General features: G+C 71.5%; 16 protein-coding genes and 1 pseudogene. 5 read left to right on the forward strand and 12 right to left on the reverse strand.

Going from position 1 to position 15,415, the window contains the following annotated elements; genetic code table 11:
- From ACXJKG_RS12055 to ACXJKG_RS12065, 3 genes are all read right to left on the reverse strand, one after another.
- Positions 1–1,770: carbohydrate-binding domain-containing protein (locus tag ACXJKG_RS12055; protein WP_456845998.1), on the reverse strand; the 1,770-nt coding region annotated here is incomplete at its 3' end.
- Between the two features lie 13 nt (positions 1,771–1,783).
- A complete protein-coding gene (locus tag ACXJKG_RS12060; RefSeq protein WP_456845999.1) occupies positions 1,784–2,506 on the reverse strand; it encodes a polyphosphate polymerase domain-containing protein in 723 nt (240 codons plus the stop codon).
- Positions 2,503–3,069: a DUF4956 domain-containing protein gene (locus ACXJKG_RS12065; RefSeq protein WP_456846000.1), complete on the reverse strand. Its 567-nt coding sequence runs from the start codon at positions 3,067–3,069 to the stop codon at positions 2,503–2,505. Before ACXJKG_RS12065 ends, ACXJKG_RS12060 begins: the two co-directional genes overlap by 4 nt.
- 131 nt (positions 3,070–3,200) lie before the next feature.
- Between ACXJKG_RS12065 and ACXJKG_RS12070 the strand changes: the two genes are divergently transcribed.
- Positions 3,201–3,431, forward strand: a complete 231-nt coding sequence (locus ACXJKG_RS12070; protein WP_456846001.1) for a FitA-like ribbon-helix-helix domain-containing protein — start codon at positions 3,201–3,203, stop codon at positions 3,429–3,431.
- Positions 3,428–3,829: a type II toxin-antitoxin system VapC family toxin gene (locus ACXJKG_RS12075; protein ID WP_456846002.1), complete on the forward strand. Its 402-nt coding sequence runs from the start codon at positions 3,428–3,430 to the stop codon at positions 3,827–3,829. Before ACXJKG_RS12070 ends, ACXJKG_RS12075 begins: the two co-directional genes overlap by 4 nt.
- A gap of 1 nt (position 3,830) precedes the next feature.
- Here the strand turns inward: ACXJKG_RS12075 and ACXJKG_RS12080 are convergent, their stop codons facing one another.
- From ACXJKG_RS12080 to ACXJKG_RS12100, 5 genes are all read right to left on the reverse strand, one after another.
- The gene (locus ACXJKG_RS12080) at positions 3,831–4,859 is read right to left on the reverse strand and encodes an LLM class flavin-dependent oxidoreductase (protein ID WP_456846003.1); all 1,029 of its coding nucleotides are present in this window, start codon (positions 4,857–4,859) and stop codon (positions 3,831–3,833) included.
- Between the two features lie 53 nt (positions 4,860–4,912).
- A complete protein-coding gene (locus ACXJKG_RS12085; RefSeq protein WP_456846004.1) occupies positions 4,913–6,202 on the reverse strand; it encodes a glycosyltransferase in 1,290 nt (429 codons plus the stop codon).
- Between the two features lie 14 nt (positions 6,203–6,216).
- On the reverse strand, positions 6,217–8,436 hold the full coding sequence (locus ACXJKG_RS12090; protein WP_456846005.1) for a glycoside hydrolase domain-containing protein: 2,220 nt from the start codon (positions 8,434–8,436) through the stop codon (positions 6,217–6,219).
- Positions 8,437–8,572: 136 nt separating this feature from the next.
- Positions 8,573–9,463, reverse strand: coding sequence for an HNH endonuclease (locus ACXJKG_RS12095; RefSeq protein ID WP_456846006.1), 891 nt, complete (start codon positions 9,461–9,463; stop codon positions 8,573–8,575).
- Between the two features lie 53 nt (positions 9,464–9,516).
- Positions 9,517–10,314 carry a nuclease-related domain-containing protein gene (locus ACXJKG_RS12100; protein ID WP_456846007.1) on the reverse strand — a complete coding sequence of 266 codons (798 nt, stop codon included), beginning with the start codon at positions 10,312–10,314 and terminating at the stop codon, positions 9,517–9,519.
- A 231-nt stretch (positions 10,315–10,545) separates the two neighbouring features.
- On the opposite strand from ACXJKG_RS12100, the gene ACXJKG_RS12105 reads away from it, so the two are divergent.
- The 3 genes from ACXJKG_RS12105 to ACXJKG_RS12115 all read left to right on the forward strand — a co-directional run bounded on the left by ACXJKG_RS12105 (position 10,546) and on the right by ACXJKG_RS12115 (position 12,861).
- Positions 10,546–12,018, forward strand: a complete 1,473-nt coding sequence (locus tag ACXJKG_RS12105; RefSeq protein ID WP_456846008.1) for an MFS transporter — start codon at positions 10,546–10,548, stop codon at positions 12,016–12,018.
- 91 nt (positions 12,019–12,109) lie between these two features.
- On the forward strand, positions 12,110–12,436 hold the full coding sequence (locus tag ACXJKG_RS12110) for a hypothetical protein (protein ID WP_456846009.1): 327 nt from the start codon (positions 12,110–12,112) through the stop codon (positions 12,434–12,436).
- Between the two features lie 47 nt (positions 12,437–12,483).
- Positions 12,484–12,861, forward strand: coding sequence for an SseB family protein (locus ACXJKG_RS12115; protein ID WP_456846010.1), 378 nt, complete (start codon positions 12,484–12,486; stop codon positions 12,859–12,861).
- A 1-nt stretch (position 12,862) separates the two neighbouring features.
- On the opposite strand, the gene ACXJKG_RS12120 is transcribed toward ACXJKG_RS12115, so the two are convergent.
- From ACXJKG_RS12120 to ACXJKG_RS12135, 4 genes and pseudogenes are all read right to left on the reverse strand, one after another.
- Positions 12,863–13,648 carry a hypothetical protein gene (locus tag ACXJKG_RS12120; protein ID WP_456846011.1) on the reverse strand — a complete coding sequence of 262 codons (786 nt, stop codon included), beginning with the start codon at positions 13,646–13,648 and terminating at the stop codon, positions 12,863–12,865.
- Positions 13,649–13,701: 53 nt separating this feature from the next.
- The gene (locus tag ACXJKG_RS12125) at positions 13,702–14,364 is read right to left on the reverse strand and encodes a GNAT family N-acetyltransferase (protein WP_456846012.1); all 663 of its coding nucleotides are present in this window, start codon (positions 14,362–14,364) and stop codon (positions 13,702–13,704) included.
- Positions 14,361–15,188: an LLM class flavin-dependent oxidoreductase gene (locus ACXJKG_RS12130; RefSeq protein WP_456846013.1), complete on the reverse strand. Its 828-nt coding sequence runs from the start codon at positions 15,186–15,188 to the stop codon at positions 14,361–14,363. The genes ACXJKG_RS12125 and ACXJKG_RS12130 overlap by 4 nt, the downstream gene beginning before the upstream one ends.
- A gap of 11 nt (positions 15,189–15,199) precedes the next feature.
- Positions 15,200–15,415: pseudogene (locus ACXJKG_RS12135) on the reverse strand (NAD-dependent epimerase/dehydratase family protein); the annotation flags it as partial.

A 15,415-nucleotide genomic window follows, 5' to 3' on the forward strand; every position in this document is an offset into this window, starting at 1 on the left:
GCCGCCGCCCTGCCCGCCGCCGCCGCCCATGCCCGCCAGCGCCTCGCCGGCCGTGCCCGTGGCCGCCACCGTCGAGCCGCTGCTGTCGCCCGCCGCCGCGAGGCCGCCGGGCGTCTCGCCGGTGACCGAGCCGCCGGTCGCCGCCGAGTAGGTGTCGCCGGACGTGATGTCCGCCGACGCGTAGACCAGCGACGTGAAGTCCTTCGACGACTCGAACGCGGCGAGCTCGTCGCCGTCGGCGTCGAGGATGTGGACCACCGTGCCGGCCGGCTGCGTGGAGGAGAACGTGAAGGCGACGAAGGACTGCGACGAGTCGGCGCCCGGGGTCATCGCCATGCCCGACGCGCCGGCCGCGAGGATCGTGCCGCCGGAGACGTCGAATGTCCCGTCCACGTCGAGCGCGCCGTTGCCGTCGTTCGTCGGCCCGTTCACCACGGCCGTGCCGCCGGTCATGGTGAGGAACCCGTTGGCGTCGAGGCCGTCACCGCCGGAGTCGACCACGACCGTGCCGCCGGTGATCGTCAGGCCGACCGTCGTGCTGGCCGTGCCGCTGCCAGTCCCTCCGGGGGCCTGCTGACTCGAAGCGTTCGGGTCCGACGCGTTCACCCCGTCGTCGCTGCTCACCAGCGTCACCGAGCCGCCCGCGATCGTGATGAGGCCGGCCTCGAGACCCTCGTACGAGGTGCTGATGTCGACGGTGCCGTCGCTGATCTGCAGGGCGTTGTCGGCGTGCACGCCGTCGTCGCCGGCGGCCAGCTGGAGGTCGCCGCCCGCGATGCTGACCACGCCGTCCGAGCCGAGGGCGTCGTCGGCCGCGTCGACCAGCAGCTGCCCGCCGCCGACGACGATCGAGGCCGTGCCCGAGACGCCCTTGGGGGAGGCGTCGTCGGCGACCGCGGTGCCGTGCCCGCCGCCCGAGACGATGCTCACGGTGCCGTCGGCGACGATCGCGTCGGTCTGCGCCGCGATGCCGTCGTCGCCGGCCGTGACGGTCACGGACCCGCCGGTGACCTCGACGTAGCCGAGCGTCTCGTCCTCGTCGTTGTCCGACTTGAGCCCGTCGCCGCCGGCCGTGACATCGAGCGTGCCGCCGCTGACGACGAGGTAGTCCTTGCCGCGGATGCCGTCGTCGACCGCGTCGACCGTGATCGTGCCGCCGGCGACGACCAGGCCGTCCTTGGCGGCGATGCCGTCGTTCGCGTTGCCGTGGACGTCGAGCGAGCCGTCGCCGGTGATGGTGAGGTCGGCGCTGCTGAACAGGGCGGCGCTCGCCTCGTCGGTGTCGGCGTAGGCGGTGGTGTCGGAGAGCTGGTTGTCGCCCTCGAGGTGGACGACGACCTGGTCCGCGTCGAGCACCTGCAGCGGGGACGTCGTGCTGCTGGCCAGCGAGGCGTCGTCGAGGATCAGGTGGACGACCCCGTCGTCCGGGGTGTTCACGACGACCGAGCCGTCGGCGAGAGTCCCGCTCAGTCGGTAGGTGCCCGCGGCGGTGATGGTGATCGTGCTGCCGTCGACGGTCACGCCGTCGCTCGCCGTCGGGTCGTCGAGGTCGATGGCGACCTCGTCGTCGGASGCGGTSAGGTCGACSTCGKASGGSGCCGTGTTGGCGGCCATCGCCTGGTCGACGGTGAGGTTCGCGTCCGTCGTGGTCACGGTGCCGGTGCCTGAGCCTGTGTCCGACGTCGCGGCGTCGGCGGTCGCCGTGCAGCCGGCCAGCAGGGCCGCGACGAGGGCGGCGGGGACGAGGATCTTCGCGTTGAGGCGTCGCATGGGGTGTGCTCCTTCAGCTGGTGACGTGCCGGTCGAGGACGCGGCGCCACGGGTGGGACGGGAGGTCGGAGTGCAGGGCGGCCATGCCGGTGCCGTACTTCGAGATGCGCACGGGGCGGTGGCCGTGCCGCCAGAGGAGGCGGTCGGTGGAGCTCGGGGTCGAGCCGGTCTTGGTCTCGATGACCACGCGGTCCTCCAGGGGCCGGCTCGCTCCGGTGAGCGCCGACGTCCACACCAGGCCGGTGTCGATCGTCGTGCGGCTGTCGGTGCGGGGGAGGTAGAGGGTGGTCCGGCGGTAGGTGCTGACCAGGGTCGGGCTGTACAGGCCGTCGCTGTCGAGGACGTCGTCGGCGAACCGGCGACCCTCGTCGGTCAGGGTGTCGCGGTCGTCGGGGTCGTACGGCAGGCGCGTCTTGACCGTGCTGCCGCGGGGCCCACGGGTCTTCACCTCGACCCAGCAGAGCGCGGAGTCGACGTAGGTGCGGGTGCGGATCTTGAACCGCCGCCGCCGTCGGTGGGCCGCCCCGAGGTAGCTGGACAGGTCGGGGGTGTCGAAGTAGACGGACTCGTAGGCGAAGTCCCGCTCGTCGCCGATCTCGAGGATGCGGGCGCCGGTCTCGATGCCGTGCAGCAGGCTCGGCAGGGCCTGGGCGGGGATCACGTACTTGCGGTCGATGCGGGTCTGCAGGCTCGCCCGCTCGGTCAGCTCGACCAGGTCGATCGGCTCGAAGCTCATGCCGGCACCCGCTCCCGCACGGCGGTCAGCTCGTACCGGACGTCGACCGCGGTGGTGTCGTTGACCAGGTCGACGCGCTGCACGATCGCCGCGTGCACGGTCGCGCCGAGCAGGCGTTCCAGGTGCGCGACGAGCGCGGTCTCGTCGGTGATCGCCGAGTCCAGGATCATCGTCTGCTGCCGGTACTGCCGCAGCACCCGCGGGTGGTCGACGACCGCCATCACGGCGACCACCAGCACCATCAGCGCGGCGTTCAGCGCGCTCGGCGTGACCGCCAGGCCGCCCAGCAGCCCGAGCGCAAGGGCCGAGAAGTAGTAGGCGACCTCGTGCTGGGTCAGCTCCGTCGAGCGCAGCCGGATGATCGACAGCACGCCGAACAGCCCGAGGCCGAGGCCGGCCCCGACCGCGCTCTGGGACAGGGCCGCCGACACCGCCAGCACCCCGACGTTGACGCCGAGGTAGGCGACGGCGAGGTCACGACGACGGTGCCGGGGGAAGTAGACGCCGAAGGCGAGGACGCTGATGGCGACGAGATCGAGCGCGAGGAGCGCGTACTGAGTCATGGGAACCCTCCTGGTGGGACGGGTTCCAGTCAGCCGGGTGGGTCTGTGCCGTCGCTGTGCGAGGGCTGAGGCTGGGGCGTGGGTTCGACCGGCTGCAGCCATAATGCATGCACCGGCGCTAGAATGCAGGCATGACCGTCATCACCGTCCGCGACGTCCCCGACGAGGTTCGCGACGAGCTCGCCGCCCGCGCGGCTCGCTCCGGTAGGTCGATGCAGGAGTTCCTGCGCGCGCACCTCATCGAGTTCACGGCCCGGCCCAGCGCAGACGACGCCCTTGCCCTGGTCCGTGAGCGCGCCCGGACGTACCCGAGGCTCACGTGGTCGGAGCTGGCCGCCGAGCTCGCGGCCGACCAGCGGTGAGCGTCGTCGTCCTCGACGCGTCCGCCGCACTGCTGCTGCTCATCGACCCGGGAGAGCCCGGCGAGCGCGTGGCTGCCCGTCTCGCGGGCGCAACGGTCGTCGCGCCGGACCTGCTGCCGCACGAGGTCACGAACGTCCTGCGGCGGCACCGGAACGCCGGGCGTCTCTCCGAGGCTGAGGCGCAGCTGGCGCTCACGGGCTTTCACGCCTTGACGATCGAGCTCTGGCCCCAGGCCGTCCTCTCGAAGCGCGTGTGGACCCTCGGTGGGAACCTGTCGGCCTACGACGCGGCGTACGTCGCGCTCGCGGAGCGTCTCGACGGAGTGCTGCTCACGGCCGACGCGCGACTGGCCGCGGCGCCGGGTGTGGCCTGCGAGGTCGAGGTCGTCCCGATGTGAGTCAGGCCGGCGTCCAGCCCAGCCGCGGCGCGACGCTCGTCGCCACGTTCTCGAGGATGCGGCGGCTCATCGCGTGGGTGGCGTTCGCGGGCAGGACGACGTCGAGCCCGGTGGCCTCGCGCAGCGCGACGTCGGCCTGCAGGCTCGCGACGACCTGGTCCGGGCTGCCGTGGTGCGTCGGGCTGAACACCCCGAACCCGGTGCCCGCGGGCGGACGGCCGGTGACGTCGAACCGGCCCGCGTACCAGGCGATGTACTCGGCGAAGAGCTCGTCGTCGTCCGGGGTGACGCTCGGCAGGACGATGCGTCCCGCGACCGCACGAGGGGTCCGGCCGGGCACGTCGAACGCCGCCTTGTACGCGAGGATCTGGTCGCGCTGGGTCTCCTCGAAGGAGCGACCGTCGTCCTCGCTGTTCAGCGTCGAGACCAGCAGGTCCATGCCCTGCTCGGCGGTCCRCACGGCCGTCGTCCTGGAGCCGGGTCCGTACCAGACGCGGTCGGCCAGGCCCGGGCTGTGCGGCGTGACGGTCAGCGGCGTCCCGGGCGGCGCGATCGGGAAGCCACCCTCGGGCGCCACGGTGACCGGCTCGCCGGCGAGGGCCGCGCGGAGCTGAGCGATCCGGTGCTGGGACTCGTCGTCGAACGACCGCTCGCTCGCGCCGTAGACCCTGTCGAGGGTGGCCGCCGCCGGCTTGATCCCGCCCGCGACGCCGAGCTCGAGCCGACCGCCGGACAGTAGGTCGACCGTGGCCGCGTCCTCCGCGACCGTGATCGGGTCTGCGTACCGCATGGGCAGCACCGCGGTGCCGAACCGGATCCGGCTGGTCGCCTGCCCGATGGCGGAGAACAGCGGGAACGGTGAGGAGAGGAACCGCTCGAGGTGCCGGACCCGCACCCAGCCCGTGTCGTAGCCGAGCTCCTCGGCGAACCGGAACAGGTCGATCGCGTCGCGCAGGGACTGGCCGGCGTCGGCGGGGTCGTCGTAGGGGACGAAGGTGAGGAAGCTGAGCTCGAGGCGCGGGGCGGTCACGGGCGCATCGTACGAGCGCGGGACTCGGGCGGTCGCGTGAGGGAGCAGTCGTCTCAGCCGACGGGCGCCGGGAGTCGTGTGACCCGGGCGACGCGGTCCAGGATCGCGTCCAGCACGGCTCCGCGGTCGAACTGCAGGGCGTGCAGGCGGGCAGCCGTCTCCCAGCCGGAGCGCTCGTCGGGCGACATCGCGAGGACCCGGTCCAGGGCCGACGCGATCGCCAACGGGGACTCGACGGGGACGATGATCGCGCAGTCGCCGACGGCCTCCCCGATCCCGCCGGTGTCCGTGGTGATGACCGGTCCGCCGCCGGCGAGCATCTTCTCGGCCAGCGCGATGCCGAACGTCTCGACGAACTCCGGCCGCGGCTTGGACGGCAGGACGTAGGCCGCCGACGAGGCCATGAGGTGGGCCTTCTCGTCGTCGTCGACGTCGTCGAAGAACACGATGCGGTCGGCGGCGCTCGACTCGTGCGCCATCTCCTGCAGCCGGGTGGCGTCCGGGCCGTTGCCGGCGATGACGAGCGTCAGGCCGTCGGCGGCGCGGCTCCCGGCGAAGCCCGCGATGAGGTCGTCGACGCCCTTCGCGTGCGCCAGCCGGGACAGGAAGAGGACGTACCCGTCTGCGACCAGGCCCCGTGCGGCCAGGACGGAGGCGGTGTCGGCCGGGTCCAGGTCCAGGTAGGACGCGACGTCGATGGCCGGGTACGACACGGTGACGCGCTCGCGGCACTGGGCGGCGAACGTGGTGCCGTGCTTGGCGTCGATGGCTGCGGCCTCGGCGATGATCAGCTCGCGCGTGTAGTCGCTGACCGCGAGGCAGACGTCGTGCTCGAGGTAGCTGGACAGCACGTGCGCGGCGGCGCCGAACTCGTCCTTCTCCACGCAGGCGCGCACGACGTTGGTGACGTCGGACCCGACGGCCTCGGCGACCGTGGTGACGTTGACGGGCAGGCCGGTGCGGCGGGCGACGTGCACGGCGTCGGCGACGGCGAGCGAGTGCGGGCTCAGGTACAGCGACATGGCGACGGTCGGGACGCCGTCCGTGAACAGCTCCACCAGCCTGCCGACGATGCCCGCGAGCCAGCGACCGTCGGGGACCTTGTAGTCGCCGACGGGCTCCGGCCGCTCGACCGTGATCCCCGGCGAGTACGGCAGCACGCCGTCGAGGGGCTTGAGCGGGAGCCCGGTCTGCTGCAGCCGGTCGATGGGCCAGGTGACGATGCGGACGTCGTCGAAACCCCGCTCCAGGGCAGCCTCGGCGAGGTTGCGGGCCTCGCCCGAGTGCCCGCAGATGACCGGGTCGGCGCGGACGACGATGACGAGACGGCGATGAGTGGTCACGTCGACTCCCTGGGTCAGCGCCGCAGCGCGGTGGTCGGGGGGTTCGTGCTGACGGACGGCGGTCGGACGGTGGAGCCCCAGTCGCTCGGCGTGGGTCCCACGGTGATATGGAGGCGTCCTCCGCGGTGGAGCTCGATGCCGGTGAGCCACGTGCGGTCCAGTCGCGCACCGTCGAGGTGCACGGACTGTACGTACTGAGTTGGTCCGTCAGGTGTCGGCTCGGTGAACCCTGAGGTCTCGATGGTCAGGTTGCGGTCGCCGATGTCGATGCTCGACTCCCGCCAGGCCGGCGCGCTGATGAGGAACAGGTTCTGGCCGGCGACCGGGAAGAGGCCCAGCGACGCCCAGACGAACCAGGACGAGRGGCCGCCCGAGTCGTCGTTGCCCGGCAGGCCGCCGCGCCCGGTGCCGAACTGATTCTGCACGATGGCCTGCACCACCTCGGCGGTCCGGTCGGGCCGCCCGGCGTAGTGGTAGGACCACGGCGCCTCCATGTCAGGCTCGTTGTTGAGGCCCTCGAAGCGGTTGAGCGCGTACCCGGCGGCCATCTCCTCGATGCCCGGCCGCACCCCGGGCTGCACCACGGCCGGGGCGCCGAACCCGAAGAACCGGTCGAGCTGAGCGACGAATGCGTCGTCGCCACCCGAGAGCTTGATCCGCGCCGCCATGTCGTGCAGCAGCCGGAACGAGTAGTTCCAGCGGCCGCCCTCGTAGTACGTGGAGTCCTCGAGCAGGCCCGTGGCCTCGTCGAACGCGTTGATCCACCGCGCCGCCAGCGGCGTGAACTGCTCGACGAGCGCGGGGTCGCCCACATGGGCCGCGATCTGCGACGTGCACCAGTACCCGAACGCGAGGTCGAGCGTGTGGCTGATCGGGTGCACCTTGCCGCGCAGCAGGAAGTCCTCGCCGTACGTGCGCCGCAGGTCGTTGTGCATGTGCACGAGCGCCCAGTCCCAGTCCATGCCGGGCAGTCCCAGCTGGCAGAGGTCGGACAGGAAGGTGTGCGCGAGCGCACTGGCCTGGCGGCTGAACTGATCCGCGCCGCGCGCCATCCGGTAGCCGATGGGGAGGTTGCCCTCCTCCTCGGAGATGTACAGGAGCGCGTTCGCCAGCTCGACGGCCTTGTCCGGCATCAGCGTGGTGAGCAGCGGCAGCTGGGTCCGGTAGATGTCCCACATGGTCGCGAKGTCGAACGCGAACGGGCCGTYSGCCGGCCAGAACGGCGACTCGTCGGGCGCCAGGCACGGCTTGATCAGCGAGTGGTACAGCGCCGTGGAGAAGACGGTCTGCTTGTCCTTCGACGGGGTGTCGACGCGGATCTTGGCCAGCCCCGCCTGCCAGGCCTCGGCGGTCGCCGCGCGCCTCGTCGCAAAGCTGGACGGTCCCGGGCCACACTCGCGCTCGAGGTTCTCCCGGGCCTGGTCGACCCCCCGCAGCGAGAACCCGAACCGCAGCTCCACCACCTGCCCCGGCTCCGACGGCCCCGCCCACATGAGCCCGAAGGGCCGCAGCGTCGTCGGCCGGATGCGGTCGAAGTCGAGCCGCGTGCCCCCCGGCATGAGCCGACGGTCGTACCAGAGCATCTGCCGCCAGCGCGGGTCGTCGCACTCCACGTGGATGGCCAACGGAGCGCCCTCGACGACGATCTCGCCCTGCGCGATCCCCGGGCTGATCGAGTGCAGGTGCGCCCGCAGCGGCACCGTCCGACCGTGCGGGATGGTCAGGCCGCCCAGCGAGAAGTCGATGACCAGCCGCGCGTCGCGGTGCGCCGGGAACGTGTACCGGTGGACCGCCGACTTCGGGCCGACGGTGATCTCCGCGCGGATGCCGCTGTCGAGCGTCGCCGTGTAGTACCCGGGCTCCGCGTCCTCGTCGACGATGTCCCACAGCTGCCCCAGGTCGTCCAGCGGCTGCAGCATCGGGGTCACGCGGAAGTAGTTGTAGTACTTGCGGATGGCGCCCGTGCCGGACTGCTGGAAGTGCGTGAAACCGCTGGCCACCTGCCGGTCGTGCATCTCGGTCGGGAGGCCCTCGGTGCCGAGGTCGTAGCGGCCGTACCCCGTCGGGTACGCCCCGCTGTACGCGCACGCGCTGACCATGCCGAGCGGATACGTGGCCCCTGGGTGCGTGTTCCCGACCTGCGGCTTCGGCCACCACCAGCTCGTGGCCAGGCCCTCTTGCGCGGGCAGGCTCGTGGCCTCCGTGCCGATGAAGGGGTCGACGCGTTCGAACATCGGGCCGCTCCTCGCGCTCGTCCGTCGGGGACCACAGGGTCGCGTGCGGGCGACGACTGCGTCCATGCCTCGTTGGGGGGACGGTACGTCGGGAGTGTTGCGGGGGGGTTTCGGGGGTCGTGATCCAGGCCAGATGTCAGGGCGACTGGCTGAATCGGTCCCAGCGCCACGCCAGCAGATCACGATCGGGGTGATCGGCCTTGCGCCGCGGCACCGTCAGTCGCCGCCCATGCATGGCCTGTATCCCGTGCTGCAGCATGGGCCCGTCCACCTCTGCCAGAACGTCTGTCGCGATGTGGATGTCGAGGTCCGGGGTGATGCCGAGCATGTTCTGGTCGTACGCGGCGTGGTGGATCTTGCAGAGGGCGAGCCCGTTCGGCGTCGTAGGTACACCCAGCTCTTCCGAGTCGGGAACGATGTGCGCGGCGTCGAGCAGGGCTCCGTGCTTGAGCGTGCACACTGCGCACCGAGTCTCATAAGCAAGCAGTACTCGCGTGCGGAACGCTGGCTGGTGCAGCCGCTGCTTCGCCAACCGCAGGGCGTAGTCGCGCTGGCGTACGTCGAGCGTGCGCAGGTCACCCATGTACCGAAAAGCCTCGTCGAGCGCGATCAGGAACGTGCGATTCTCGGGGAAGTCGTCGACGACGTAGACGGGCATCACCGGCGTGTAGTAGTTCGCGATCTCCTTGCGGAAGAGGATCAGGGGCATTCCTGTCTCGATCGCGGCTCTCATCTTCTTGTTGTCGCCGCTGAATTCATCGCCGGCCCGATAGGCGTAGTGGAGCAGTCCGTCATCGGACTCGGTGTCGTCGTACGGCCCCGAGGCGGATGCCACGATCGCGAGAGTCGACGTGAAGCTCGCCGGATTCCGGATTCCGCGAGAGAAGTCGATGATCGGGAGGTCCCGCCCGTCGATCCGGAAGTTCAGCAGCTCCTGGCGGTGAAGGAATCCTCCATTCGCCTCGGCACGTTCCTGGACCCATTCCATGATCCGCACCCGTAGGGCGGCCTCAATCGCGGTGTCCATGCGGTGAGCTCACCAGCTGGCGCGTTCGACCACAAGGCCCAGTCGTGTGAGCGCTACTTGCCCGTCAGATGTGGGAGCAGGTTTAGGACGATGAAGAGAGCCACGCCGATGAGTGCAACGCGGAGCAGGGCGGCGCCGGCTGCCTTCTGCTGGCGTCGAGCGGCCGCGGCCCGACGCTTCTCCGAGCCTCGCCGAGGACGGTCACTGCGTGTCGCGACCAGCGCAGACCGCTGCCGGTTACGCCTGGGCGGCCGAGATGTTGCCGCTACGCCCGGACTCGTCGCTCCGCCGAGGCGCCCTTCCAGGAAGCGCCCGATGTCCGCGACGTCGAAGGGCGACAACCGCGGAGGCAGGCTGGCAAGAAATGCCGGGAGCTGCGCCCGACCAACCACGGTCACGCCCAGCGGGAAGCTGCTGGGTTCGAGATCCTGGCTCGCTAGGCAGACGACGCCCCGTACTGCCGACCGATGGTTCGGGGCGAGTTGCGCAACCAGGTCCGCCACAGCGGTCGCTACGGACTCGACCTGGCTCGTTCGGTCGTACCCGTTCTGGCGAAGCCGACCGTCGACAGCTGTGACATCCCCTGACCAGTTCTTCGCGTCCACGAGGACGACTCCGCCTGGCCCCAGTGCGACATGGTCGAGGTTCGCCTTCGGCCTCCCCGGCCAGTGGAGATCATGCAGAGCCGTCCAGCCGTACCGACTCAGGCTCTCGAGGGCGACGGCGACGAGACGCTCACCCTCAGCGCCCGCCGACCACGCGCGCTGGTCTCGCTGGGCGCGCGCCAGCTGAGCCTGAACCTCGGCGTCCAGCGCCGTTCCGCGCTCTTGCTCGGCGCGCAGCTGGGCCACGCGTCTCGCTCGACGGGTCGCCTGTTCTTCGGCGCCGAACCCTGCCTCGCCCATCGCACCTCCGCTGCTGCTTCGGCGGTCGGGGCGTCGCACTTGAGGCTGACGGGCGTGCTGCCGTCTTTCGGGAGCTGCTCGTTCTGTCGCCCCGATTGCGGCGGCGCTCAACCGGGGGGAGCGTTGGCGTCGACGTGCGCACAGGCCGCGTCAGGACCCTCCCGAAGGACAGCACTCATGGCGGAAGCGTCCAAGGCACCCGCCTACCAACCGCCCACCGTCCCGCGCAGCGCCTGGAACGCGCTCATCGTCCTCATGGCCGGCATGTTCATGGCCCTGCTGGACACGACGATCGTCAACGTCGCGCTGCCGACCATCCGGCTCAGCCTGGACGCGAACGAGGCGACGCTGAGCTGGATCATCAGCGGCTACGCGCTGGCGTTCGGCATCGCGCTGATCCCGGCGGGCCGGGTCGGTGACCGGATCGGGCACAAGTGGGTCTTCTTCACGGGCCTGCTGCTGTTCACGGTCGCGAGCCTGTTCTGCGGGTTGGCGCAGACCAGCCTGCAGCTGATCGTCGCGCGGGTGGTCCAGGGCCTCGCCGGCGGCATGTTCGTGCCGGGAGTGACGGCGATGATCCAGCTCCTGTTCCCGGGGCCGGTGCGGGGCAAGGCGTTCGCGATCATGGGGTCGGTCATCGGGGTCTCGACGGCGTTGGGGCCGATCCTCGGTGGGTTGATCATCCAGGCGTTCGGCGACGAGAACGGCTGGCGGCTCGTGTTCTGGGTCAACATCCCGATCGGGATCATCGCGCTGATCGCCGCCGCGAAGATCCTGCCGGCCGGTCACGAGGGGACTGCCAAGCCGGGGTACGACTTCGTCGGGCTCGCGCTGCTGACGGCCGGGCTGGTGGCGCTGCTGGTGCCGCTGATCGAGGGGCAGGACAAGGGCTGGCCGGCGTGGACGTTCATCACGCTGGCGGCGGGGGTGCTCCTGATCGTCGCGTTCGCGCTGTGGGAGCTGCGGATCGTCGACAAGAACCCGATGGTGCCGCCGCACCTGTTCTCGCATCCTCAGTTCACCGGCGGGACGATCCTCGCGCTGGTCTACTTCGCGGCGTTCACCAGCATCTTCTTCACCATCTCGCTGCTCTGGCAGGCGGGTCTGGGGCACACGGCGCTGGAGTCCGGCGTGGTCGGGGTGCCGTTCGCCATCGGCAGCATCATCGGGGCGTCGCAGAGCAACCGGCTGTCGCAGCGGCTGGGCCGCACCGTGCTCATCGTCGGCACCGCGATGGTCTGCGTCGGGCTGGTCTGGGTGTGGCTGGTGCTCCGGATCGAGCCCGCGGCCGACCTGGCCAACTGGGACCTGCTGGTCCCGCTGCTCGTCGCGGGCATCGGCAGCGGGCTGTTCATCGCGCCGAACGTCCAGTTCATCGTGGCGACGGTCGACCGGTCCGAGGCCGGCTCGGCCAGCGGCGTGATCAGCGTGATGCAGCGCGTCGGCTCCGCCATCGGCATCGCGGTCATCGGCAGCGTCCTGTTCGGCACCCTGCACATCACCAGCCCCGCCGGGGCCCCGCAGGCGTTCGTCGACAGCGCCGCGCACGCCATGGCGGTGAGCGCCGCGCTGTCGATCGTCGCGTTCGCGCTCGTGTTCGTGCTGCCGCGCAAGGTCAACGCGCAGGGTGGGCCGCCGCCGATGGAGTAGCGGCCGGATCGTCATCCCCGCGTCGGGTCTGCGTCACGTCCTCGCCACGTCGGCCGCGTGAGATGGGCCCGAAGACGAGAGAGGACCGACCATGGCCACCACGCTCGCCACCGCGGACCGGCTGTACGACGCCGCCGACGACCACCGGCCCGAGGTCGGCTCGACGGTCTGGGCGGTCGCCCACCCGATCGGGGAGCTGCCCGACGACGGCCCGGACCAGCGCTGGGTCATGGTGATGGGGGAGGTCATGGGCGTCCGGCTGGACACCCCGGGCTGGCCCAACGGGCAGGTGTGGTCGAGCGAGGAGCTCTGCCGGGCGCACGCCTGGTCGCGGCACGTGGTCGGTCGGCGCACGGGGTTCGAGGTGCGCCGGCTCGAGGTCGTGACACCCAGCCTGTTCCGGCTCGCGGTCGGGTGATCCGCAGGTAGCGTGAACCTCGCCCGCAACGACGAGGGAGCTCGCACATGAAGGACCTGGACCAGGCGCTCCGCACGGCCGCGCCCGGCACCATCGACGGCGCCAAGCTGCTGACGCGGTTCGAGTACGAGCAGCTCGCGGTGCCCAGCGGCGGACCGGTCGGCGAGCACTTCGAGGGGTTCATCCCCGCGATCGTGCACCGCGACGGCGTGCACCATCTCGTCGCGTTCTCGTCGGTGCAGCGGTTCAAGGACGAGGGCAGGATCGGCGGCGACGCCATCACCATGCCGGTCCGCGAGGTCCTGCTGCGGATGCCCGCGGACGTGGGCATCGTGGTCAACCCGGGCAGCACGCAGGGGTTCGAGCTGGGGCCGGACGTCATCGCCACCCTGCGCGACGAGCTCGCCCGGCCCCACGACGAGTGAGCTAGACCTTGACGGTCGTGAGGAACGCGGCGGCCTGGGTCAGGTCGTCGAAGTCGTCGCCGGCCAGGTCGACCAGCAGCTCGTTGCTCCACAGCGCCAGGCGTCCGATGGTGAACTGCTCCTTGGCCACCTCGGGCAGCGTCAGCCCGTAGACCCGCCTGGCGATCTCCCGCTTGCCGCCGCGCGCGGCGCCGTAGGTCGAGACCGGCAGGTACACGTCCGGCGACATCGCGCACAGGACGCGGGTGAGCGCCGGCTCCTTGAAGCCGGTCATCCCGAGGCCGCCCTGGCCCAGGATCAGGCGGGTCAGCCGGTCGGGCAGGGGCACCGTCTCGGGCCCGTAGAGCAGGTACCGGATGGTGTTGCGCGTGCGGGCCGACGCCTCGTGCTCGCCCATCGACGCCCACGCCCGGTTGAACGACGCCGTCGTGGCGTTGGTCGCACCGGGGGTGTCGTTGACGAACGCCTTGAGGTCGCGCGGCTCACAGTTCGTGATCTCCTCGCKGCTGAACACCTGCTGGTAGTGGGACCAGTCCGGTCCCGGCTCGGTGGGCGCGAACTCCGCCGCCAGCTTCTCGACACGCTCCAGGCGCGCCGGGTCGACCGCGTCGCGGTCCGGGAAGCTGGCCTGCAGGTCGGCCGACGACGAGGGCAGGGGAGCCGACGTCTTCGCCTCCCCGCGGGTCCACTGGTGGTTGCAGGCCGTGCAGCGGACGGTGCGGCGATCGTCCGCCAGCCGTTCGACGAGTTCGAGCTCTCCGGATCGACAGACCGGGCATGTCAGCATGAGTGCTCCTTCGCCTCTATGCCCAAGTGTGACGTACTGGCGCGGCCCGCACGTCACGTCGGCAGATGCAGCCACCACGTGATGCCCGTGCCGATCCGCCGCAGACCGCACCGGAGGTAGAGCGGGAGCCCCGCCGGCGTGGAGTTGAGCACCACGTGCTGCGCCCCGTGCGACGCCGCGGCCGCGCACACCGCCTTCATCAACCCGGTGCCCAGGCCGCGTCGCCGGGACGACTCCTGCACGGTCACGTCGAACACCCCGGCCAGGTTGCCGACGAGGTGCGACCACGCCTGGCCCGCCGTCCGACCGTCCTCGTGCGCCTCCGCGTACCAGGCCCGGGGCGGTCGCAGCCGGGCCATCGCGCGCTCGTCCCCGTCTTCCCGGAGCATCACGCGAGGGTCGGCGGCGAGCCCGTCGGGGATCGGCCCGGCCATCCACCACGGCGACCAGCCGCGCTCGAACCCCGCGGCGGCCAGCGGCCCGGCGTCCACGTCGAGCCCGAGCCACGCGCCGACGATCGGGAGGTGCTCCGCCCGAGCCCGCTCCACGCCGCGGGCGAGGGCCGCCGGGTCGATGACCTGCGGGAACATGAGGTCGCCGTTGGCCCACACCAGGCCCGAGTCCTCCCACGCGTCGCTGCCCTGCGCCTGCGCGCGCAGCTGGAACCAGCTGGTCTGCACGCGCTCGCAGTCCGCGACGCTCACGCTCACGCTCACGCAGGCACCGGGCCCCGGCGGATCCGCTCCAGCAACGAGTCCGGGTCGACCGTGTCGAAGTCCCAGTTCGAGTCGATCCACCAGGTCACCCCGACCGCCTCGAGGGCGGCGACCTTCTCCCGAGCGGTCGCCGGGTCGTCCGGCAGCACGCCCTCGACGACCACGTCGATCGGGCCGTCCGCGCCGCGCTGCTCGGTGACCCACGCGACGACGTCCGCCAGCTCGGCCGGCGTGAGCGGGTTGAACCCGTCCTCGCGCCGGGTGGGCAGGATGCCGTCCCGCCCGGCCGCCCGGCGCATCGACCGCGGCGCGTTCCAGGCGCCGATCACCCAGACCGGGATCCGCCCGCGCACGGGACGCGGCTGGAACACGAGATCGGTGACGTGGTGGAACGCGCCCGCATAGCTAAACGGTTCCCCGGTCCAGGCGAGGTCGAGGATCGCGAGGCTGTCGTCGAGGAGCGCCGCCCGGTCCTTGGCGGTGACGTGCTCGCCCGACACCCGGCTGTAGGCCCCGTCGTCCGTCGCGCCCAGGCCCACGGGCAGCACCAGCCGGCCGCCCGAGAGGTGGTCGACCGTCAGCGCCTGCCGCGCGACCTCCCACGGCTTGCGCCGCGGCAGCGAGAACACCATGGCGCCGAGCGTGACGCGGGTGGTCCGGACGGCAGCGGCGCCGAGGATGGTCCAGGGGTCGAACGTGTCCATGGGCCCGACGCTGATGCCGTCCCAGGCGAAGAATCCGTCCCAGCCGGCCTCCTCCGCCGAGACGGCCATCTCGATCGACTGGGCTGCGGACCCGCACGTTGCGGTGACACCGAACTTCATGACGCCCGACGCTACGCCCGGCCTCCGACAGCGGTCCGGCCGAGCGTCTCGGCGACGGCCTGGTCCCACGGCGTCGCGACGAACCCCAGCACACGCGCGGACGCGGTGGTGTCCATGACGTAGGGCCGGGAGAAGTGCTCGGCGACGGCCGCGACCTCGCGCAGCATCGGCGAGGCGACGCCCATCGCGCGGACCACGGGCGCGGGCACCGGCCGGATCCGGGGGGC

The sequence above is a fragment of the Cellulomonas sp. P5_C6 genome (assembly GCF_054049635.1).